The sequence below is a fragment of the Kitasatospora sp. NPDC058162 genome, from assembly GCF_042884005.1.
GTDB lineage: Bacteria > Actinomycetota > Actinomycetes > Streptomycetales > Streptomycetaceae > Kitasatospora.
This window is the reverse complement of record NZ_JBHVUS010000021.1, coordinates 111,780-133,334: the sequence shown is the minus strand read 5'-3', so window position 1 is coordinate 133,334 and position 21,555 is coordinate 111,780. Positions and strand designations below refer to the sequence as shown.

Annotated in this window: 15 protein-coding genes and 2 pseudogenes; 6 read left to right on the top strand and 11 right to left on the bottom strand. The window is 72.7% G+C overall.

What is annotated here, in order from left to right; translation table 11 throughout:
* Nucleotides 1-156 precede the first annotated feature (156 nt).
* The 4 genes from ACFVXG_RS30310 to ACFVXG_RS30295 all read left to right on the top strand — a co-directional run bounded on the left by ACFVXG_RS30310 (nt 157) and on the right by ACFVXG_RS30295 (nt 6,591).
* Entirely contained in the window at nt 157-549 is a 393-nt protein-coding gene (locus tag ACFVXG_RS30310) for a hypothetical protein (protein WP_387931882.1), read from the top strand.
* A 152-nt stretch (nt 550-701) separates the two neighbouring features.
* Nucleotides 702-3,728 carry a BTAD domain-containing putative transcriptional regulator gene (locus ACFVXG_RS30305; protein ID WP_387931880.1) on the top strand — a complete coding sequence of 1,009 codons (3,027 nt, stop codon included), beginning with the start codon at nt 702-704 and terminating at the stop codon, nt 3,726-3,728.
* Between the two features lie 153 nt (nt 3,729-3,881).
* Nucleotides 3,882-4,331 (top strand): hypothetical protein, encoded by a 450-nt coding sequence (locus ACFVXG_RS30300; protein ID WP_387931879.1) that lies wholly within the window; start codon nt 3,882-3,884, stop codon nt 4,329-4,331.
* A gap of 34 nt (nt 4,332-4,365) precedes the next feature.
* The gene (locus ACFVXG_RS30295; protein ID WP_387931877.1) at nt 4,366-6,591 is read left to right on the top strand and encodes a cutinase family protein; all 2,226 of its coding nucleotides are present in this window, start codon (nt 4,366-4,368) and stop codon (nt 6,589-6,591) included.
* A gap of 258 nt (nt 6,592-6,849) precedes the next feature.
* Here ACFVXG_RS30295 and ACFVXG_RS30290 read toward each other — a convergent pair whose 3' ends face one another.
* From ACFVXG_RS30290 to ACFVXG_RS30240, 11 genes and pseudogenes are all read right to left on the bottom strand, one after another.
* On the bottom strand, nt 6,850-7,392 hold the full coding sequence (locus ACFVXG_RS30290; protein ID WP_387931875.1) for a ricin-type beta-trefoil lectin domain protein: 543 nt from the start codon (nt 7,390-7,392) through the stop codon (nt 6,850-6,852).
* Between the two features lie 667 nt (nt 7,393-8,059).
* The gene (locus ACFVXG_RS30285; RefSeq protein WP_387931873.1) at nt 8,060-8,905 is read right to left on the bottom strand and encodes an NADPH:quinone reductase; all 846 of its coding nucleotides are present in this window, start codon (nt 8,903-8,905) and stop codon (nt 8,060-8,062) included.
* A 25-nt stretch (nt 8,906-8,930) separates the two neighbouring features.
* Nucleotides 8,931-9,536 (bottom strand): annotated as a pseudogene (locus ACFVXG_RS30280) (aldo/keto reductase); the annotation flags it as partial.
* A gap of 224 nt (nt 9,537-9,760) precedes the next feature.
* Entirely contained in the window at nt 9,761-10,744 is a 984-nt protein-coding gene (locus tag ACFVXG_RS30275; RefSeq protein WP_387931871.1) for a hypothetical protein, read from the bottom strand.
* Nucleotides 10,745-10,812: 68 nt separating this feature from the next.
* Nucleotides 10,813-11,685 carry a BTAD domain-containing putative transcriptional regulator gene (locus tag ACFVXG_RS30270; protein ID WP_387931932.1) on the bottom strand — a complete coding sequence of 291 codons (873 nt, stop codon included), beginning with the start codon at nt 11,683-11,685 and terminating at the stop codon, nt 10,813-10,815.
* Nucleotides 11,686-11,688: 3 nt separating this feature from the next.
* Nucleotides 11,689-11,820 (bottom strand): annotated as a pseudogene (locus tag ACFVXG_RS30265) (winged helix-turn-helix domain-containing protein); the annotation flags it as partial.
* A gap of 36 nt (nt 11,821-11,856) precedes the next feature.
* Nucleotides 11,857-12,813 carry a helix-turn-helix domain-containing protein gene (locus tag ACFVXG_RS30260; RefSeq protein ID WP_387931869.1) on the bottom strand — a complete coding sequence of 319 codons (957 nt, stop codon included), beginning with the start codon at nt 12,811-12,813 and terminating at the stop codon, nt 11,857-11,859.
* A 116-nt stretch (nt 12,814-12,929) separates the two neighbouring features.
* Complete coding sequence (locus ACFVXG_RS30255) at nt 12,930-13,748, bottom strand: carbohydrate ABC transporter permease (RefSeq protein WP_387931867.1); 819 nt, start codon at nt 13,746-13,748, stop codon at nt 12,930-12,932.
* Nucleotides 13,749-13,791: 43 nt separating this feature from the next.
* On the bottom strand, nt 13,792-14,715 hold the full coding sequence (locus ACFVXG_RS30250) for a carbohydrate ABC transporter permease (RefSeq protein ID WP_387931865.1): 924 nt from the start codon (nt 14,713-14,715) through the stop codon (nt 13,792-13,794).
* The gene (locus ACFVXG_RS30245) at nt 14,687-15,940 is read right to left on the bottom strand and encodes an extracellular solute-binding protein (protein ID WP_387931863.1); all 1,254 of its coding nucleotides are present in this window, start codon (nt 15,938-15,940) and stop codon (nt 14,687-14,689) included. Before ACFVXG_RS30245 ends, ACFVXG_RS30250 begins: the two co-directional genes overlap by 29 nt.
* A gap of 61 nt (nt 15,941-16,001) precedes the next feature.
* Complete coding sequence (locus ACFVXG_RS30240) at nt 16,002-18,779, bottom strand: AAA family ATPase (RefSeq protein WP_387931861.1); 2,778 nt, start codon at nt 18,777-18,779, stop codon at nt 16,002-16,004.
* A gap of 624 nt (nt 18,780-19,403) precedes the next feature.
* Here ACFVXG_RS30240 and ACFVXG_RS30235 point away from each other — a divergent pair.
* Together ACFVXG_RS30235 and ACFVXG_RS30230 are read left to right on the top strand one after the other, a co-directional pair.
* Nucleotides 19,404-20,264, top strand: coding sequence for a helix-turn-helix domain-containing protein (locus tag ACFVXG_RS30235; RefSeq protein ID WP_387931859.1), 861 nt, complete (start codon nt 19,404-19,406; stop codon nt 20,262-20,264).
* 158 nt (nt 20,265-20,422) lie between these two features.
* On the top strand, nt 20,423-21,457 hold the full coding sequence (locus ACFVXG_RS30230) for an alpha/beta hydrolase (RefSeq protein WP_387931857.1): 1,035 nt from the start codon (nt 20,423-20,425) through the stop codon (nt 21,455-21,457).
* The last annotated feature ends 98 nt before the right edge of the window (nt 21,458-21,555 follow it).

Here is a 21,555-nt window from a genome sequence, read left to right as displayed (position 1 = left end):
TCGATCCTGATCACATGACCCCCCGGTGCGTTCGTGATCGAATTCGGATTTCATCGAAACGTTCGATTATCAGCCTGCCATCGGCTTTGCTGATGGCATGACCGGGCCGCAGGGGCGGCCTGGCGGTGCACGAAACAGTGTTCCGGAGGGGGACCGATGATGAGTGGCAAGGCGATCAAGCGGGCTGTGGTCGTGGTGGCGGCGGCGGGTGTGGCCTTCCTGGCGGCCGGTACGGCGCACGCCGGCGGGCCGATGCCGGGGGTGGTTTCTCCGGCGGGTGGGCCGTTCCCGACGAGCATGAGCCCGGAAGACGGTCCCATCGGGCTGGGGGTTTCGCCCGACGGCGGTCCGATCCCGACCAGTGTGGCACCTGACGGCGGCCCGTTCCCGACCAACGTGATCCCCGAGGGCGGTCCGTTCCCGAGCAACGTGGCCCCCTACGGCGGTCCGATCCCGAGCAACGTCGCCCCCGAGAACGGCCCGCTCCCCGGCGTCGTCCCGCCCGCGCACCAGCCCCTGTCCGGCATCACCAACCGCCTCGGCGGCTGACGGCCTGACCGTCCGACAGCCCGCACCCGGGCGGCGCCGTTGAGTCAGTGCCCGCACCAATGTCATGATCACGCTGCGGCCGACGGCCTCTGCCCACCGGGTGGCCCCACCGGGCCGCGGCGTGGTCGTGAGCTTTGGGGGGACTGAAGCGAATGAGGATGACGTTCGGCCTGCTGGGGCCCTTGACCGTGGCCGCGGACTCGACGCCGCAGCCGCTGCCGAGGGCCACCGTCCTACGAGGCCTGCTGGGGGCGCTGCTGCTCGCGGAGGGGGAACAGCTCCCCGTCGGACGCCTGCTGGAGCTGGTCTGGGCCGGGCAGGCGGACCGGATCGGCCGCGGCGCGGTGCACACCGGGATGTCCCGGCTGCGCACCTGGCTCGGGCGGTTCGGGGACGAGACCGTGGTGCTGGAGTCCGACGCCCAGGGCTACCGGCTGGCGACCCGGCCGGACGCGGTGGACCTCGGGCGCTTCCGCGCCCTCGCCGCCGCCGACGCCCTGGCCGAGGCGCTCGCGCTGCGCCGAGGACCCGTCCTGGCCGGATTGGAGCGGGTGAACCGCGAGGACCCCCTGGTGACGGCCGTCGAAGGCGTGGTCCGTACCGCGGCGCTGTCCCTGGCCCAGGGCTCACTCGCCGCCGGCGAGCCCCGCAGCGCCCTCCCCGCCCTGACGTCGCTCGCCGAGGAGCACCCCTTCGACGAACCCGTGCACGCCGCCGTGCTGCAACTGCTGGCGGCGGACGGCCGGGCCGCCGAGGCATTACGCCGCTTCCAGGCCCTGCGCCGGAGGCTCTCCGACGAGCTCGGGATCGAGCCGGGCACGCAGGTGCAGAACGTCTTCCTCGCCCTGCTCGCCCACGACCACCAGGGCCTGCCGACCGGCCCCGGACGATCCCCCGTTCCCTCCCAACTTCCGCCAGATTTACCGGACTTCGCTGGGCGAGACCACCACATCCGGCTCGTCCTCGACACCCTGGCCGACGGCCGGGTACCCGTGATCACCGGCATGGGCGGCATCGGCAAGACAGCGCTGGCCGTCCACACCGCCCACCGCGCCGCCGCCGACTACCCCGACGGCCGGCTGTACGCGGACCTGCGCGGGGCCGACGCGTCGCCCGCCGACCCCGCCCGCGTCCTCGCCGCCTTCCTGCGCGCCCTCGGCGCCGACGCCCGGGAGATCCCGGACTCCCTGGACGAGCGCTCCGCCCTGTACCGCACCCTCCTCACCGGGCGCCGGATCCTCGTCCTCCTCGACAACGCCGCCGACGAACAGCAGCTCAGGCCGCTGCTCCCAGGCACTCCGGCACACTTCTCCCCAGGCCACCCCACATCCCGTCCCACCTCGACCACCATCGCCCCGACCACCCCCACCACCCCCACCGCCGTCATCGTGACCAGCCGCGCCGCACTGACCGCCCTGCCCGGCACCCGACTCGTCGACCTCGGCGAACTCGACGCCGCTCACGCACAGACGCTCCTGCACCGCATCCTCGACGACCACCGCGTCGCCGCCGAGCCGGTGGCCGCCGCCCGGATCGCCGAACTGTGCGGCGGCATACCGCTGGCGGTGCGCATCGCCGGGGCCCGCCTGGCCGCCCGGCCGCGCTGGACCCTGGCCCGGCTCGCAGGCCTGCTGCACGACGAACGGCGGCGCCTCGACGAACTGACCGCGGGAGACCTGGCCGTACGGGCCGGCTTCGCCGTCGGCCACGCCCGCCTCCCCGAACCGGTCCGCCGCACCTTCCGCCTGCTAGGCCTGCTGGACGCGCCCGACTTCGCGTCCTGGGCCGCCGCGGCCGTGGCCGACATCCCCGTGGCGGAGGCCGAGCGGCACCTGGAGGAGCTGATCGACGCCCAACTCCTCCAGGAAACCGGAACCGAACCCCACCTGCGCTACCGCTTCCACGACCTCGTCCGCCTGTACGCCCGTGAACACGCCGAGGCCTCCGACGACCCCACCGAACGCTCCGCCGCCCTCGAACGGGCCTTCGGCGCCTGGCTCTGGCTGGCCGAGCGGGCCGCCGACCAGATACCCGGTCCGTGCTTCGCCCCCATCCACGGCCCCGCCCCCCGCCACCCACTGCCGCCCACCCTCACGGCGACGCTCCTGGACGACCCGATGGCCTGGTTCGACACCGAGCAGCCCGCCCTGAACACCAGCGCCCGGCAAGCCACCACGTTGCGCATGGTGCCCGCCGCCTGGGACCTCGCCGCCTGCCAGGAGAAGTACTGCGACGTCCGAGGCCTCTACGACGACTGGCGCACCACCAACCTCACCGTCCTCCAAGCCTGCCGGGCCGCCAGCGACCACCGCGGCGCGGCCGTACTCACCCGCGGCCTCATCGAGGTCACCACCTGGACGACCCCGGCCGACGGCACCCAGACGATGGTCGCCCTGCACGACCGCGCCCACCACCTGCTGCGCCTCTTCGAACAGGTACGGGAACCACGCGGGAGCGCCGACGCCCTCGTCCTGGCCGCCTGGAGCCTGGCGGCCCAGGGCCGCGAGCAGGAGGCCCTGGCCACCGCCCACCGCGCCCTGGACCTCGCCACCGCCCACGACCACCCGGGCGGCCGGGCCCGCGCCCACCAGGCCATCGCCGTCGCCCACAGCGAGAGCGACCTCGACCGCACCATCGAGCACCTCACCGAGACCCTGCGGCTGGCACGGCTGATCGGCAACACCCGCTTCGAAGCGACCGCGATCCAGTTCCTGGGCGCCGCCCACGGACGAGCCGGCCGACCCGAACGCGGACTGGAACTGCTCACCCACGCACTCGCCATGGCCCGCTCCCTCCAGGACTCCTACGCCGAGGCCTTCTCCCTCCTCTACCTGGCCGCGATCCACGCCGCCACCGGCGACACCCGCGCCCGCCCGACCGCCGAAGCCGCCCTGTCCATCGCCCGCCGCTTCGACATGGGCCACCACCTCGCCCAGGCCCTCGGCATCCTCGGCGAACTCGACCTCACGGCCGGCGACCACACCTCCGCCATCGCCCACCTCGAGGAGTCGGTCCTGGTCTGGCGCGCCCGCGGCTGGCGCTCCTTCCTCGCCACCGCCCTGCGCACCCTCGGCCGCGCCTACCAGGCCGCCGGGCTGCCCGAGTCGGCCGCCCGCGCCCTCGCCGAGGCCCGCGAGCTGACCGCCGGCTCCGGCGACTCCCTGGCGCACGAAGGCTGACGGCGGTTCACCCGGGCTCACCGATGGCTCACCGGCCGTACGGAAACCGGTAAGCCATCGGTAAGCCAGCCCTCCCTAGGGTCGGTTCAGACGACGCGGAGCAGCACCCGCGCAGTCCCGTCCCGAACCTCCCCACGAGAGGAGATCCCCGTCATGCGGATCCAGAAGAAGCAGACCACCCGCACCCCGCGCCTGCGCCGCGCCGCCACCGCGGCAGCCCTGGCACTCGCCGCCACCGCGCTCGGCCTCGGCAGCGCCTCGCCCGCCTCGGCGCTGAGCGGCCCGGAGCGCTGTGACCCGAACGACCCCAACTACCGCTGGTACTGCGCCTACGTCACCGGCCTCAACCCCGGTTCCTACCTTGACATCCACAAGGAGCCCAACTACACGGGCGGCGTCTGGGGACCGCGCTACCTCCAGGGCAACCGCGTGGTGCTCTACTGCTGGACCGAAGGAGCCGGCGACGCCGACGGCCACGGCGACCACTACTGGTTCTACGTCCACCCGGACGCCTCCGGCGACACCACGGACGGCTACGTCAACGACTGGTACCTGACCACCGGCAGCGTCTCCCAGTGGAGCGGACTGGTCAACCACTGCTGACCCTGATTCCTCGATTCCCAGGAGTGCAGCCCTGATGAAGAGAACCCGATGCCACGTGAGCCGTTGGGCGGCGCTGTTGATCGGTCTGGTCGTCGCCCTCGCGGCGGCACCGGCGACGGCCTTCGCCGCGGTTGACGACAAGGGCCATCCGACCGATGCGGAGCAGTGGGATCCGGGTCTTCCCGCGTGCTCCAAGTACCTCGTGATCGGCGCACGTGGCTCCACGGAGAACAGCGAGAGACTGCGGGATGCGCCGCCGGGTTCGTTCCACATGGGCGGAACCATCGACCGCTTCGTCGAGGCCGCTCGGACCACTTCTCTCGGCGGTACGGATACCGCCTACTACTCGCTGCCGTACCCGGCCGCCGATCCCGGCTTCTGGAGCCAGATCACCCTCACTTACTCGAAATCGATGAACACCGGGAGGGTGCAGCTGAAGGAGGTGGTCCGTAACCGCATCGCCAAGTGTCCCGGTATCCGAATCGGGATCGTGGCCTACTCACAGGGCGCAGACGCGGTCCACACCGCCATCGACGAACTGACGCGCCAAGAACGCGACGCCATCGCCCAGGTACTCCTCATCGCGGACCCGAACACCCCCGGCAACGCCAGTTACGGGGTGTATGTGGATCCTGACACCGGAGAACGGTGGACCAGGGTGTCGGACAGCAGCGTTAGGGGCTCGCTGGGGGACTCGTACTTCCTTCCGCCGGACATCACCCCCCGGACCATCGACTTCTGCGCCGACCGCGACGCGGTCTGCGCTGGAGGCGGTCCCCTTTCGACGAAGTCCGACGAGGCGAAGTGGATCCACAGTCACTACGGGGATGCTGGCGACGACCGCAGGTGCTGCGGGCCCGTCAACTGGACAACCATCCTCGGTACCAGGTTCGGCAGCGGTCTGCTCGGCGCCACAGGCCCCGAACTCCCCGTTCCACCCAAACCCCGCCCCAACCCCGCCGCCGGCTGCGTCCCGTACGGGGACGTGACCGAGGAGGCGCGCCGTGCGGTTCAGGCCGCCTGCTCCCAGGTCGCCGCCGGCACCTGGTACACCTGGGGCGGCGGCCACGGCGACACCCCGGGCGCCACGTACGGCATGGTGGACGTCACCGACCCCGTCCGCAGTCAGCACGACCCCCAACGCAAGGGGTTCGACTGCTCCGGCTTCGTCCGCTGGGCCTGGGCGCAGAGCGCGGGCTACGACCTCATCGGGCGCAAGGACGTCGACGGCATCTTCACCACCGTCCCCGCCGCGGCCCGCTTCACCGCCGACCAGGGCCTGGCCCCGCTCCAGCCGGGTGACCTCTTGGAATGGGGCACGGAGCACGTCGCCATGTACCTGGGCGACGGGAAGATCGTCGAAGCCCGCGAGTCCGACACCCACCTCATGGTGTCCGACTTCTCCAGCCACGACATCCACAAGTACCGCGGCGCCATCCGGATCTCCGCCCTCGGCACCTCCGGCAACGCCACCACCTGGGGCACCCAGGTGTGGAGCCACACCGACGCCTCCACCACCAGCCCGCGCGCCGTCCAGTTCGGCGGGCCGACGAAGGTGAACATCGCCTGCCAGAAGCACGCGGAGTCGGTCACGGCGGAGGGCATCACCAACGACGCGTGGTCCTACCTGCCGGACTACAAGGCCTGGGTGACCAACATCTACGTCCAGGGCGCGGCCTGGCTGGACGGCATACCCGACTGCGGCGGACCGCCCACCGGCGCCTACTCCACGTGGGGCACCGGCGTGTGGACCCACACGGACGCCTCCACCACCAGCGCACGGGCCGCGCAGCTCGGCGGCCCGACGCGGATCACCATCGGGTGCCAGAAGCACGCGGAGTCGGTCACGGCGGAGGGCATCACCAACGACGTCTGGTCCTACCTGCCGGACTACAAGGCCTGGGTGACCAACATCTACGTCCAGGGCCCGGCCTGGCTCGACGGCGTCCCCGACTGCGGCGGCGCACCGCGGCCCTCGGCCGGCGGCTTCTCCACCTGGGGTACCGACGTCTGGACCCACACCGACCCCTCCACCACCAGCGCGCGGGCCCACAGCTTCCCCGGCCCGACCCACGTCCGCATCCTCTGCCAGGACCGCGGCGAGACCGTCACCGCCGAAGGCGTCACCAACAACGCCTGGTCGTTCCTGCCCGACTACAACAGCTGGATCAGCAACATCTACGTCCAGGGCCCGGCCTGGCTCGACGGCGTCCCGTCCTGCTCCTCCCACCTCCCGGGCGAACCACCGCACACCGCCTGACCACCCCACCTCAGCCGCCCCGCCAGGGGTACCCGGCCGGGTCCGCACAGGGGACGGACCCGGCCACAGGCGTGCCCGTCGCAGTGCCGTGCGACCTCGCAGTACCGTCAGCTCGCCTTCCAGTCGGGCGGCTTGCCGTCCCTGCCCTGTGCCAGACGGGTGCCACGCGGCCCGACACGCGCAGGGCGAGGCTCCGGGATCATCGGAGCCTCGCCCTGCGCGAGTCATGTCAGTGCACCGTTGGAGGTGGCTGACTGGTTACGGGGTGCGTTCGGGCTGGAGGGTCCAGCGGCTGTTGTCGAAGAGGCCCGGGCAGTCCCAGATGTCGAGCCGGGTGCCCTGTTCGGTGTGCCAGTTGTTCAGCTCGATGCAGCGGCCGGTGTTGGGGTCGCCACCGGTGACGGTGGTCTGGTTGATGATGCGGCCGTCCGGTCGCATGGACCACTGCTGGGTGGGCCTGCCGTCGCAGTTGGCGAGGGTGATCTGGGTGCCGTTGGTGTTGGCGTTGCCGACGGTGGAGACGCAGTAGGAGCCGGCCCGGATGGTGCCGTCCGTGCTGAGGTTGAACCGCTGGTTGCGGGTGTTCCAGCAGGAGTAGACGGCCAGCGGCCCGCCGTCTCGTGGCCCGCCCTCGGCGTAGGACGCCGAGTTCGGAGCACGGCATCGACGCGATGGCGACCGGCGACCGGGTGTGCGGAGCCCCGGTCGTCGTCGAGTTGACTTCCTCCGTGAGGAGCTGGAACCCCCGGGGAAGACGATCCATGGTGAGCAGGCCGTTCCGTAGCCGGCCCGTCGAGGCATGGTCGGAGCCCGCACCGGCACCGGCCTTCGGACGGGCTTGCGGCTCGGCTGAGCACGCGGCCGCACCGACAATCGCCAGAGCAACGCCGGCCACCGCCCAATGACGGGTACGCACTGACCCACCCCCCCTAGGATTCATGATCGCCCCGTACCTTCCCACATGGACACCTCAGGGCTCTCATCAGGGGCGTTGCAAAGTCCTGTGATCTTGTGGTCGCGCCGGTCAGGCGATGCCCGACAGGTCGAGCGGGCGGGTGAAGGGCTCGAAGGAGGCGTGCAGGATGCCGGCCGCGATGTTGCGGTGTCCGGCGCCGCGGGGAGGGTACCGTCAGCCGCCCGACCGTCTACGCGATCACGGACCTGACCTCGCATCAGGCATCGCCCCGGGCAGCCTGGTGATCAACGCCCGGCCGAGGCCGCCGCCGGCCGACAGCGCCGGTCTGCGGCGGGATCCGCCGTCACGGCGAGGTGGGGCGAGGGGCGTACCGTGGCGTCAGGACGTGATGCCCACCAGGACCTTGCCGACTGTGCCGCTCTCCACCGCGCGGTGCGCGTCGGCGGTGCGGTGGAGCGGAAAGCGGGTCAGTGGCAGACCGTGTTCCTCGCCGACCGGCAGGGCGCCGTCGCGGACCGCGGCGGCGATGTCCTCGGCGGCCGCGGTGCGCGCCTACGGACCGGCCGTGTAGAGCACCAGGAACTGAAGGCGCGTGTTGAGCACCATGTTGTGCCGCACGTCCAGTTCGACCGGCTTGCCGCCGTCATTGGCGGAGGTGGCGATCGTGCCGCGCGTTCGCAGCACGGCCAGGTTCAGTGCGAGGTTCGCGCCGATCGCCACTTCGGCGACGATGTCGACGCCGTCCGGGGCGAAACTGCGGATCTCGGCGGCCGGATCCCCCTGTCGGTAGCTGACCACGTGGTGGGCGCCGGCGGCGGTGGCCTGTCGGGCCTTCTCCGCTCCGCTGACCGTGCTGATCACGGTCGCGCCGGCCCAGCGGGCGAGCTGGATCACGGCGTGCCCGACCGCCCCCGCCCCGCCTGCGGCGAGCACGACCGCGCCGTCCAGGGCCCCCGGCCGCAGCCGGCGCGGGCCGTCCTCGGCGACGGTGAGCGCGCGGTGCGCGGCCAGCGCGGGGACGCCGAGTGCGGCGCCGACGTCGAAGCCGGCCTCGTCGGGCAGTGGCACGGCCCGCTCGGCCGGTACGACGGTGAACTCGGCTGCGGTGCCGGTGGGCCGCCCGGCGGCAGCCATGAACAACCAGACCCGCTGGCCGACCCGGCTCCGGTCGACTCCCTCACCGACGGCGTCGATCACGCCGGCGCCGTCCAGGTGCGGGGTGACCTCGGCGAACTGCTTGGCATGGGCGGAGCCGGAGCGGGCCTGCCAGTCGGTCGGGTTGACCCCGGACACGGCTACCCGGACGCGGACCTCGCCGGGGCCGGGCACGGGCAGGTCGCGGTCGACGAGGCGAAGAACGTCGGGGCCGCCGTTGTCGCGGTAGACGATGGCCTTCATGATTCCGTCGTGGTCGGGGGGCTGGTCAGCCGATGGGGACTTCGGCGGAGCGGGACTCGACGGCGTCGAGGGCGGCCAGGGCGGCGGCGTCGAGGGTGATCCCGCCGGCGGCCGTGTTGGCCTCCAGGTGAGCGGGGTCGGCGGTGCCGGGGATGAGCAGCACGTTGGGGGCGCGGTGCAGTAGCCAGGCGAGGCCGACCTGGGAGGGTGTGACGCCCAGGGATTCGGCCATGGCGTGCACCGCCGGTTCGTCGGTCGCCTTGGGCAGGCCCGGGAAGGACCCGCCGAGCGAGAAGAACGGCACCCAGGCGATGCCCTCGGCCATGCACAGCCGCAGCATGTCCTCGTCGTCGCGCGAGACGAGGCTGTACGCGTTCTGCACACAGGCGATGCCCGCGGGCAGGGCGCGGCGAAGGCCGTCGAGGGTGACGCTGCTCAGACCGATCGCGCCGATCTTGCCCTCGTCGCGCAGGGCGGTCATCACCGCGAGCTGGTCGTCGAGGTCGACCACCTGGTCGCCGTCGGGGCGCAGGCCGGGGCCGGAGTCGAGCCGGCGGAGGTTCACCACCGGGAGCCGGTCGACGCCGAGGCTGCGCAGGTTGTCCTCGACGCCGGTACGGAGCTGTTCGGGGCCTTTTCAGAGAGGACCTGCGGTCCGGCCGGGCGTCCAGGGGCGCTCACGTCCTCGGGCAATGACGGGTGCAAGGGCTGAATCGGGACGCATCCCTCGGGCCTGAAACGCGGGAGAAGCCGCTGTCCGGGCCGGGCCGGGCCGGGTGGTGATCACAGCGCGAGGTTCCCGCTGGGAGCGCTCGGTCGCCCACGCGGGTCCGAGTGACCGCACTCGTGCAGGTGTCAGGCCTGGGGCCGCTGCAGCCAGTCTGCTTCGGTGGTCCAGAACATCTGGCGCGCACCGAGGTAGTCGCGGGCGAAGTCCGTGAACCGGTCGCGGGTGTACGGCTTTCCGGTCTTGGGGTCCTTGGCGTTGATGTCGGGTTCCTGGACGGCCATCGCGACGAGGGGGAGGGCGTCCTTGTACGCGTGGAGGAACTTGTAGGAGTTCTCCATCTGGTACGTCCGGTCCGGCAGGGTGTCCGGGCCGCCGATGCCGATCCGCTTGTCCCGGGCGAGGTCGAACATCTCCTTCATGCGTGCGTGGTCGTCGTCGTCCGGCAGGAAGTTGATGTACTGGATGAACTGCGTCCTGGCGAAGACCTTCCTGCCGAAGCGCATGTTGTCGATCTCGGCGTCGATGTAGGACTTCGAGGTGTAGCCGGTCGGATCCTCCTTGGTGTCCACCTCGACCGCGGTCTCCGGAAGGTTCACTCCGGCGAGCTTGCCGTCGTACCTCTGCGCCATCGCCTTCAGCATGGCCTGGAAGTCCGCTCGCACCTCCGCGTTCCACTGCGCGGCCATGGCGCCGTGGGTGGTGGGGTTGTCGGGGTTCTCGTCGACCGTCGGCGCGACCCCGCCCTCGTCCTTCACGTACTGGGGAAGGCCGGCGTCCTTCACGGCCACGTCGAAGAACCGGTCCTGGACTTGGACGAACAGCTTCTTGTGGCGTGCCTGGAGATACGTCAGGGCATCGTCCAGCCGCGACCACTTGTACTCCCCCTTCTTCCCCTCAAGGGCCTTCCAGGGCACCACCACCTGGACACCGCCGATGTCCTTGCGGTCGATCATGGCCTTGACCTTGAGGTCCTCGCCGGAGGTGGCATCCTCGAAAGCGCCGAGGGACATGTACAGATTGTCCGTCACCTTGGCATGGGACACCGAGGCGGCGGTCTTGCCGGGGGCGGGAACCGCGGCGGCCACCCCGACGGTGGCCGTCAAGGTCATGGCTGTGAGGAGAACGGATCCGACTGCACCACGCTGCGTCATCATGAACGGGACGCTAGGGAACGTTCTTAAGTGAAAGATAAGAGCGCGTCCGTTGTCATTCCCGGAGCGTCTGAGGGCGCGCCCGTCACGGCGGCCCGCAGCGCGCCAGGCGTGCCTTCACCTGCTCCACCTGGTGGGTCAACCGCCCCTGCTCGGCGGCGAGTTCGAGGGCCCGCTCCCAGTGGGCGCGGGCCTCGGCGGTGTGCCCCCGGTCGTACAGCACCTGCCCCATGACGTCGGCGAAGTCGAACTCGGCGTGGGCCTGGTTGCCCTCTCGCGCCCGCCAGCAGGGCGAGCGACTCGGTGATCGGCGCGAGGCCGTCCGCCGCCCGCCCGGCCTGCGGCAGGGCGTCGGCCAGATTGTTGAGCGCCTGGGAGAGCATCCGTCCGTCGCCGACGGCCCGGGCCTCGGCGACCGTTTCGGCGGCCCCGGCGAGGGCGGTCTCCGGGTCGGCGTAGTCGTCCACGAAGCTGTTGCGCATGCTCAGGTAGCGGTGCCGCAGGACGGGTCGGTCCTCCCGGTGCAGGCAGAGCGCGCTGAGGCGGACGACCGATTCGCGCAGCGGGTGCTCGGCGAGTGCGGCGGTGAGCCGCTCGGTCACCGACCGGGCCCGGCCGGTGCGCAGCGCGTGCTCGGCGAACCGTTCCAGCGCCTCCACCCGCAGGGTCTCCAGGCGTCCGGCGGCGGCCTCGCGCAGCGCGGCCGAGCCGCAGTCCGCCAGGGCCGGGCCGGGCCAGAGCGCGAGCGCCTCGCGCAGCAGCGGTTCGGCGGCCTCGTCCCCGTCGGCCGTCCGGGCGCGGTCGAGCAGCAGCTCCAGCCGGTGGGCGTCGATCAGTTCCGGGTCGGCGTGCAGGACATAGCCGGGCGCGCGGGTGTCGAGCCGGAGCCCGACGTCCAGCAGCGTGCGCAGCCGGGCGACGTGGCCCTGCAGGGCGGCCCGCGCGGTGGACGGCGGGGCGTGGTCCCAGGCGAGGTCGAGCAGCCGCTCGACCGGCACGACCCGGTTGGCCTCCAGTGCGAGCGCGGCCAGTACGGCCCGCCGCCGGGCGCCGGGCGGGGCGACGGAGGGTCATCGCGCCGGGTTGGCGCCGCCCTGCCAGTCCCTGGGGGGCATGCCGTAGGCGGCGCGGAAGGCCCGGCTGAAGTGGCTGGAGTTGGCGAAGCCCCAGCGGCGGGCGATGCCCGCTATCCCGAGTTCCGCGGCCACCGGGCGGAGGAGGTCGCGGCTGCAGCGTTCCAGGCGTTGGGCGCGGATCCAGCCGCTGACCGTGGTGTTCTCCAGCTCGAAGAGCTTGTGGAGCAAGCGGACCGACATGAAGGTGGCCTCCGCGATGCTGGACGGCGACAGGTCCGGATCGCGGAGGTTGCGCAGGATGTGGTCCTTGACCCGTTCCAGGGAGGCCGCGTTCCGCAGGTCCTGCCGGCGGGAGCAGCCGGAGCGGTCGTCGACCAGGAGGGCCAGCAGGTCGAGCGCGGTGGCCGCGGCTCGCCGGCCGACGGCTTCGTCCAGGGCCGGCGCCTCGCGCGCCATCCGGGAGAGGTAGGTGGCGACCAGGGCGGCGCTGCCCTCGGTGCCGCTGAAGGGGGTGGCGGTCAGTGCTCGGAGGTCCCGTTCCGAGACGTCCAGCTCCGTGCGGGGGAACTGGAAGGAGGTGAAGGCGAAGTCCTCCTCGATCCGCTTGCGGAAGACCCGGGAGGTGTCGGTGATGGAGAACTCGCCCGGCTGGATGACCGATTCCCTGCCGTCCTGCTCCTTGAGCGAGGTGCCGCGCTCCTGCAGGCTGACGATCAGCGACGGGGGTTCGTCGTCGGCGATCATGCGCCGACTGCGCGTCACCACCTGCGGCCCCGCCTGGACCTCCAGGATCCGGACCGGGCCGAGCTGGTGGCCGACGATCGCTCCGGGCGACGGCACCTCCTCCAGGAGGTCCACGGCCATCGGTACGAAGGCGTGGGACACCGCCTCGTGCCAGCTCGCCGCCCGGTCGGAGGCGGACAGTCGCGCGGTGGAGAGAGTTGCGGGCACCGGGGTCCTCTCGGGTCGGTCGGCCACCGGTGGCCCCCACCGCTGCGCCTTCCGTACCACCGTGCCAGCAGGCTCTGGGCGGGACATCGCGTGAACCTACTAGATCGGGGGTGATCTCACTTGTCGGCCGCACCGGTGGCGGTGCCGGTGACGTGGCGCTGGGCGACGACGAGCAGGACGGCTGCGGGTACGGAGGCCAGGACGGCGGTGGCCATGACGGCGTTCCAGTGGCTGGTGTGGGCGCCGAGGTACTGGTAGACGCCCAGGGTGATCGGCCGGACGGTGTCCGTGGTGGTCAGGGTGAGGGCGAAGAGGAGGTCGCTCCAGGCGAAGAGGGAGGCGAAGACGCCCGCCGTGATCAGTGCGTTCCGGCTCAACGGGAGCACCACGGAACGGAAGACGCGCAGTCGGCCGGCGCCGTCCACGCGCGCGGCCTCGATGACCTCCTCGGGGATGCTCCGCATGGACGAGTGCAGGACGACGATCGCGAAGGGGACGCCCGCCGTGGAGTCGGCGAGGACCAGCCCGAGCCGGGAGTTCAGGAGCCCCAGGTCGTTGTAGGCGCCGTAGAGCGCGTCGGCCACCACGATGCCCGGCACCGCCTGGGTGGTCAGGATGCCCAGGAGCACGGCCTTGGTGCCGCGCAGGCGGAACCGGGCCAGCGCGTGGGCCGCGGGCGCGGCGAGGGCCAGGCTGAACAGGGCGCTGCCGAGGGCCACCACGAGGCTGGTGACGAGGTTGCGCCCCTGGTCGCGCAGCGCGGTGGCGTATCCGCTGAGGTCCGGGTGGAACGGGAACCACTCCCCGCGCAGGGTGTTGCCGGTCGGCTGGAGGGAGGCGTTCACCATCCAGTAGACGGGGAACAGCATCAGCGCGAGCAGGACGATCCCGACGAGGGTGGACAGTGGGCCGCCGCGGCCGGGTGGGCGTTTCACGGGATCGCCTCTCAGGAGGTCGGACGGTCAGAGGGTCGGACGGTCAGACGGCCCGGGCGCGTCGGTCGGCGCGCAGGTGGAGGAGGGCGAACAGCAGCGAGAGGGCGATGAGCAGGTCGCCCATCGCGGCGCCGCGCCCGAAGTCGAACTGCCGGAAGGACAGTTCGTAGGCCTGGGTGGCGACGGTCTCGGTGGCGCCGGCCGGTCCTCCGCCCGTGACCACCAGGATGACGTCCAGCACCTTGACGGTGTAGACCACGCCCAGCACGAGCACCACGCGCACCGCCGGTCGCAGCAGCGGCCAGGTGAGGTGGCGGAAGGAGGCCAGCCGGCCGGCGCCGTCCAGTGCCGCCGCCTCGTACAGGTGCGGGGGGATGTCCTGCAGACCGCCGTGCAGGATCGCGGTGTTGAAGGGGACGCCCACCCAGATGTTGACCAGGACCACCGACAGCAGAGCCTGGGAGGTGCCGGTGAGCCAGGGAACGCCGGACGACGTGAGGTGGAGGCCGCGCAGCACCGCGTTGACGACCCCGGTGTCGGGGTCGAGCATCCACTTCCAGGCGGTTCCGGTGGCGACCAGCGGCAGCAGCCACGGTACGAGCATGAGCGACCGCAGCACGCCGCCGAGCGGGAACCGGCGCCGGAAGAACAGGGCGAGGGCCAGGCCGAGGACGAACTGCCCCAGGACCGAGCCGGCTGTGAAGACGGCCGTGGTCAGCAGGGTCCGGGGGAAGTCGGCGGAGGAGAGGACCGCCGCGTAGTTCCGCAGGCCCACGAACGGGGCGTCACCGGTGTAGAAGGTCGTGACGGTGTACTGCCGGAAGCTCATCACGACGTTGTCGACGACCGGGTAGCCGAAGAACAGCAGCAGGTACGCCGCGGCGGGAGCGACGAACAGCCACCGGGCCCATCGCTCCCCGCGCCGGACCGGCGACGGGTCAGTGGCCGGTGGCGATCCGCTGCGCATGGCCGAGGGCTTCCTCCGGTGTCTGTTCGCCCGTCAACGCGGACTGGATCGCGGTGTAGATCCCCGTCGCCGCCTTGGGCCACTCGACGCCGAGCTCGCCGGTGCGGGCGCGCGCCAGCGTCACGGTCCGGGCGAAGGCGGCCGTCGACGGGTTCCCGTCGGCCTGTTGGGCGGCCACCGCGGTGCGGGAGGGCACGGTGTGGTGCTGCTGGGCCAGGGCGAGCATGTTCGCCGGGGAGTTCAGGCAGGCGAGGACCTGGGCGGCCTTCTGCTGCCGGGCTCGGGACGGGCTCTGCGGGACGGTCCACACCTCGCCGCCGAGCGGGGTGACCGGGGTCTGCCCCAGCCGCGGGACGGGGACGGGGGACACGTCCCAGTGCAGGTTCGGGTCCTGCTCCAGGGCCGGGATGCGCCAGGGGCCGTTGATCATCATGGCCGTCCGCCCGGCGACGAACTGGTCGTGGACGTCGGCCTGGGTCCAGTTCAGCACGGACTTCGACATGGAGCCGCTGCTCACCAGGTCGGCCCAGAGCCGGAGCGCCTGCGCGGCCTGGGGGGTGTCCAACTGCCGTTCGTCGCCGCCGTTGGACCAGAGGAAGGGCAGGAACTGCCAGGTGCCCTCGAAGGTGGCGTTCGCGTCGACCGCCATGCCGTAGCGTCCGGGACGGGTCAACGCGGCTGCGGCCGCTTTCAGTTCGTCCCAGGTCCGCGGCACGGCGACACCGGCCTCGGCGAGCATGTCCTTGTTGTAGAACAGGGCGACGGTGCTGACGTTGGGGGCCAGCCCGTACAGCTTGCCCTGGTAGGTGCCCGCCGACACGATCCCCGGGGCGAACCCGTCGGCGTCGATGCCGTAGCCGTCCAGCGGGGTCAGCGCGCCGGTCCGGGCGATCTGCTGCAGGTCGGGGTTGTCGAGCATCAGCAGGTCGGGGAGGGTCCGTGAGGACGCCTGTTGCAGGACCTTGGGGATCAGGGACGCCCCCGGGACGCTCGTCTGCTCGACCCGCACCCCGACCGTCCGGCCGCACGCGGTGAGCAGCTCGCCCCACTGGGCGTGTTCGGCTCGGTCGGTGTAGTAGTCGAGTGCGGTGATGGCGGTGACCTCGCCCCCGGACGGCCCGGAACCGGTGCGGTCATCGCACCCGGTGGCGACCGACACCAGGAGGAGGAGCCCGGTCAGGAGGGCGGCGATCCGCCGGGCCGACGATCTGGCCGGTGAGATCACGCTGCTGCCTTTGCCGGGTGTTCGGGGGAGGGGGTCCGTCGGACTCCCGTTCGAACGCACATTAAACACCCCCCGGATGAACCACGGCGTGCCCGGTGGCCTCGGGGAGGGAGGCGACCAGGTTGGCGAGCTGGACCCGGGAGCCTATCGACAGCTTGCGGAACACCGACGTCAGATGGGTGTTGACGGTGTGCGGGGAGACCACGAGCACGTCGGCGGCCGACCGGTTGGTGTGGCCCTGGGCGATGAGGCGGGCGACCTTCTCCTCCGAGGTGGTGAGGGCGCCCCAGCCCTGGACCGGTCGCCGTACGGTGGCCGCCCTGCGGCTCCCGCCGCCGGCACCGGCCAGGGCGCGCTGGACCTGTGCCGCCGCGGCGTGGGCGCCGGCCTCGGCGAACGCGTCCCGCGCGTGCTCCAACGCGGCCACCGCCCGGCTCCGCCGCCCCGCGGCCAGCAGGGCCCGGCCGAGATCGGCGTGGGCGGCGGCCCGGGCCAGCGGGCGGGGGCTGGCCCCGAGCAGATCCACGGCGTGTTCGAGCACGGCGGGGTCCTCGCGTACGAGCCCGCGGGCCTGCGCCGCGATGCCGGCGGCGGTCGGCACGGACGGGTTGCGTCCGGCGTGGGCCTCGGCCTGTGCGGCCAGGTCCTCGGCGAGCCGCTGCTCCCCGCCGCGCAGGGACATCCGGACCGCGGTGTCGACCCAGTCGCGCAGCAGCCGCCAGCGCATGAACGGCCCTTGCTCCTGGACCCGGCGGATCCGGTCGACAGCGAGTGCGACGTCCCCGTCGGCCTCGGCGTGGACGGCCTCCAGGAAGCGCACCGCGGCCGTGTTGCCGGGGTTCGGTTTCACGGCCAGCCGCTCCCGGGCGGCGAGCAGGTGCTCCCGGGCCGCCTCCCGGTCGCCGCGCAGCAGGGCGATCCGGGAGCGGATCACCCGGCCGTTCACCTGCTGCACGGGCACCCGCACCTCCTCCTCCAGGCGCTCCATGGTCACGAAGTCGGCCTCGGCGTCGTCGAGTCGGCCGAGCCCGAGGTCGTGCTGGCCCTGGGCCCACAGCAGCATGGCCTGACGCACCGCACCGGCCCGGTCCGCCGCCTGGTGGAGCAGGCGCCCACCGGAGGCGAAGTCGTCCACGTGCAGGAGTGCGACGACCTCCTCGGGGAGGAAGGCGGCGTCGATGGCGCTCAGCGCGGCGAAACGCTCCAGCGCCGCCGCATTCTCCCCGGCGTTCAGCGCGGTCTCGCCCAGACCGGACAGGGCCAGCACATGGGCCTCCCGGTCGCCGATCACGGTGGCGGTCCGCAGCGCGGTCTCACCGGCCTCCCGCGCCGCTGCCAGGTCACCGCCCCGGGAGAGGGCCAGGGCGCGCAGGGCGGCCAGCCGGGCGCAGATCTCCGGGGCGGACCCGCCGGCGGCGAGCGCGGCGTCGGCCCGGCGGCGCAGTTCGTCGGCGAGGTCCATGGTCCACAGGGCCGCGCCCAGGGCGGACTGCAGCCGGCCGAAGGTATCCAGCGGCGGCCGGGTGGCCAGCAGCCGGTCGCCGATCTCCAGTGCCTCGCGGTTCCGGCCGGCCCGGGTCAGGCAGAGGATCGTCTGCTCGCCCACGTCGAAGCTCAACTGTGCGGCCGGCTGAGTCAGTTCGAGGGCACGCAGCATCAGGTCGGCCGCCGGGCCCGGGGTGACCGCCAGCACGTCGTCGGCCGCTCGCCGCAGCAGCGCCACGGCTTCCTCGTCCCCGGGCACGGCGCCCCGCAGGATGTGCGGCACCGCGTCGGCCGGCTGCCGGCCCGCGGCGACCAGGCGGCGGGCGGCCTCGCGGTGCAGGGCCTTCCGGGCCGACGGCGGGATGTCGGCGTAGACCGCTTGGCGCAGCAGATCGTGCCGGAAGACCAGGTGGTCGCCGTCGTCGTCCAGGAGTCCGGCGCACACGGCCTCCTCGAGCGCCGGTAGCAGAGCGGCGGCCGGGAGGTCGCAGAGCGCGGCCGCGTCCTCGAAGCCGAACCGGCGGCCCAGCACCGCGCCCATCCGGAGGAAGCGCAGCGTGCCGGGCTGCAGGGACCGCAGTCTGCCGCGCACGCCGACCACGAGCCGGGAGGGTATGACGCCTTGTGCGGAGTCGGCGGTCCGCAGTCCGGCCAGCATCTCGACCGCCAGGAACGGGTTCCCGCCGGCGCCGTCGAGCAGCTCCCGCACCCAGGTGTCGACCGCCGGTCCGAGCGTGTCCTCGGCCAGTTGACCGATGGCGGCGCCGGACAGCGGGCCCAGGGGCAGCGTGAGCGTCGGAAGGTTTCCGGCGGCGGCCGCCACGATCTCCTCGGCCGGGCCGGCGGGCTCCGGGCGCCCGGTCAGCAGCCACAGGACGGGCGAGGTCCGCAGCCGGGTCGGCAGCTGCTGCAGGGCGAACCGGCTCAGCGCGTCGGCCCACTGCACGTCGTCCAGGCCGATCAGCACCGGCGCGTCGGTGGCCCGGGCCTCGATGGCCTCCGCCAGGCGTTCCACCAGCCAGATCCGCTGGTCGTGGTTGCGGGCGAGATCGGCGAGGTCACCGGCGGGCAGCAGCGGCCGGTCACCGTGCAGGATGCTGGCCAAGGACGAGAGCGGGACGATGTGGTGGAGCTCATCGGCCTTGCCGAGGCCCACCGAGAACCCCGCCTCGGCGGCCCGGTCGGCGGCCTCGGCGAGCAGGGTGCTCTTGCCGATGCCCGGTTCCCCCTGGATCAGGGCCAGTCCGCCGCTCCCGGTGCCGGCCACGGAGGTGATCAGCGTCCGGAGCTGTCCGAGCTCGGCCTCCCGGCCGCGCAGACCGCGATGGGACAGCGCGCCGCCTGACCCTGCCATTCGAGCTACTTCCCGTCCCGCCCACGCCGACCGGAGTCGATTCCGGCCGTACACCACTGTTCCCGACTGTTCCCGGCTTCAGAGGGTACGCGGTCGGTGGTCGATCAGGGCGACCTCGTCCTGATCGCGGAGCGGGGTTGCCCGGTCGTCCCGGGGTCGGCGGGGATGTTCCTGTGGTGCACGACGACGTGACGGTCCGTGCACCTTCCCGGCCGCATGGTCGGCCGGCAAGCGGGCCCGCCTCGGCCGGGCCCGTTGTCGGGGAGCAGTGCGGCCGGACGGCTGTGCCGATCGCCGTTGCACCGGACTGTTGGACGAACTTCCTTTCCTGGCAGGCTCTTTGGCCTCCCATGGAGGTGTCGGCGGGGCCCTCCCCGAGGAGCGGACACCCCTCGGGATGAGCGCCGCCCGGGGCGGGCGGAGCCGCCGGAAGCCCGGTTCGTCGCATGGTGGTCCAGCCGTTCCGCTCCTTGTATGAATGGCGCCGGAAGGACGTCCCCTCCTGAACGCCCCGTCGCCGGTGGCGCCGCCGCCCGCCGTGCGGCGGGCCGCTCGCACCGGCACCCGCACAAGCACCACTTCCCACCGGTCGGAGCCCCCGTGAACCAGTCGGGTCCCTCACCCATGCCCGAAACCCCCGCACCCGAAGCCGGAGTCCACCTGCTCGACCGGGCCGCCCGCGGCGGCGACGGCTGGATCGACCTCCTCTCCCCGCCGCCCGGAGCCGACCCTGAGGACTGCCTCTACGTCACCCTGCACGTCGACGGTGCGGCCTCGGTCCGTCGCGGCGGTGCCACCACCGTGCTGGCCCCGGGGGACCTGATGATCAGCACCACCCCGCACCCGGCGGGCCTGTTGCAGGACTCCGGGTGCCGGACGGTCCGCTTCCGCCTCCCCTGCTCCTACCTGGGCGTCCGGCAGAGCGATGTCCGGCGCGCGGGCGGGCTGATGGCGCGGGGGAGCGAGGGGGTCGGCGCGCTCGCCTCCCGGTTCCTCCACACCCTGGCCACCCAGGCGCGGGCCGACCGGGCCCGGCCGGGCCACCACCTCGCGTGCAGCGCCTCCGACATCGTCTCCATCCTGGTGACCGAGCTGCTCGACCAGGAGGGCCCGGAACACCCCACCGCCGCGGCCGAGTTGATGTCCCGGATCCGGGCCCACATCGAGCGGAACCTCGCCGACCCGGACCTCTCGCCCGGATCGATCGCCCGCTCGCAGCACATCTCGGTGCGCTACCTCCACAAGCTCTTCCAGCAGGACGGGATGACCGTGGGCCAGTGGGTGCGGCGGCGTCGGCTGGACGCCTGCCGCCGGGAGCTGGGGCGCCCGTCCCGTCGGCAGGCCAGCGTGTCCGCGGTCGCGCACCGCTGGGGCTTCGTCAGCCACTCCCATTTCAGCCGGGCGTTCCGCGACGCCTTCGGCGTCTCGCCCCGCGAGTGGCAGGCCTACGCCGCCCGGACCGAGAGCCGCGATCCCGCTTCCTGACCCCTCGACCGGGTGCGACCCCGAAGGACACCGGCTGACGATCCGCCCGCCGCCGGGGCCGGAATCCGTGCACGGACAGGCCACTGCGGCGGCCGTCCCGGCAGTACGGTCGAGCGGCGTGCACGTCGTGCTCGTCCGACCATGCCAGGAGCGAAGAGTTGTCCGACACCACCCCCTCGCACGGCCGACGACCGGCGTTCGACCGGACGCTCCAGGAGTTCCTGGACACTGCTGCCGCCAAGGGGGCGACGGAACGACCGGACCTCTCCTTCCTCACCCCGGACCACGAGAAGGACGCCGCCGTACCGGCCACCGCGTCGGTCGCCGGGTCGGTCGTCGCGTCGGTCGCCGGGGAGCTGGACGATCCGTACGGCACCACGGCGGAATGGCTCGCCCTGCCCTGCGGGCCGACCGGGCGGGTGCACGTCCAGGTGACCAGACCCGTCGGCGCCGCCGAGCCGAGCCCCGTGGTGCTGTTCCTGTCCGGGTTCGGCTGGTCGCTCGGCGACGCCGTCTCCTACGGCCGGCTCATCCGGGAGTTCGCGCTGGGGACCGACGCCGCCGTGGTGTACGTGGACTACGCCCGGGCACCCGCGGCCCGCTACCCGGTGGCCCTCGAGCAGTGCTACGCCGTAGCCCGCTGGATCCAGGCGCACGGCCACGAGATCGGGCTGGAGGGAGAGCGGATCGCCGCCGTCGGCGACTCCGCGGGGGGCAACCTGGTGGCGGCCCTGACGCTGATCGCCCAGCAGCGCGGGGACGTCCGGCTGGTGCACCAGGTGCTGCTGTGCCCGGTGACCGACGCGGACTTCGACACCCCGTCCTACCGCCGGTTCGCGACGGGGTACTTCCTGCAACGCGACCACATGCGCCGGTTCTGGGACGACTACCTGCCCGAGGCGCAGCGGCGCCGGGAGGCCACCGTCGCGCCGCTGCGGGCCACCCTGGAGCAACTCGCCGGGCTGCCCCCGGCGCTCGTGGTCACCGCGGAGGCCGACGTGCTGCGGGACGAGGGCGAGGCCTACGCGGCCCGGCTCCGCCTGGCGGGCGTTCCGGTGGTGGCGATGCGCTACCAGGGCGCCCTGCACGGCTTCCTGCTGCTCGACGCGCTCCACCCCACCGGCACCGCGCGGGCCGCGCTGATCCAGGCCGTCGACACCGTGCACATGGCCCTGCACCGCCGTTCCTGGTGAAGCCGGGGGCGGCGTGCGCGGACCGGCCGGAGGACGTGCGCCGTCAGGACAGGCCTCCGGCCTGCGCGTTCCTAGTCTGATGACCACCCCACAGGACG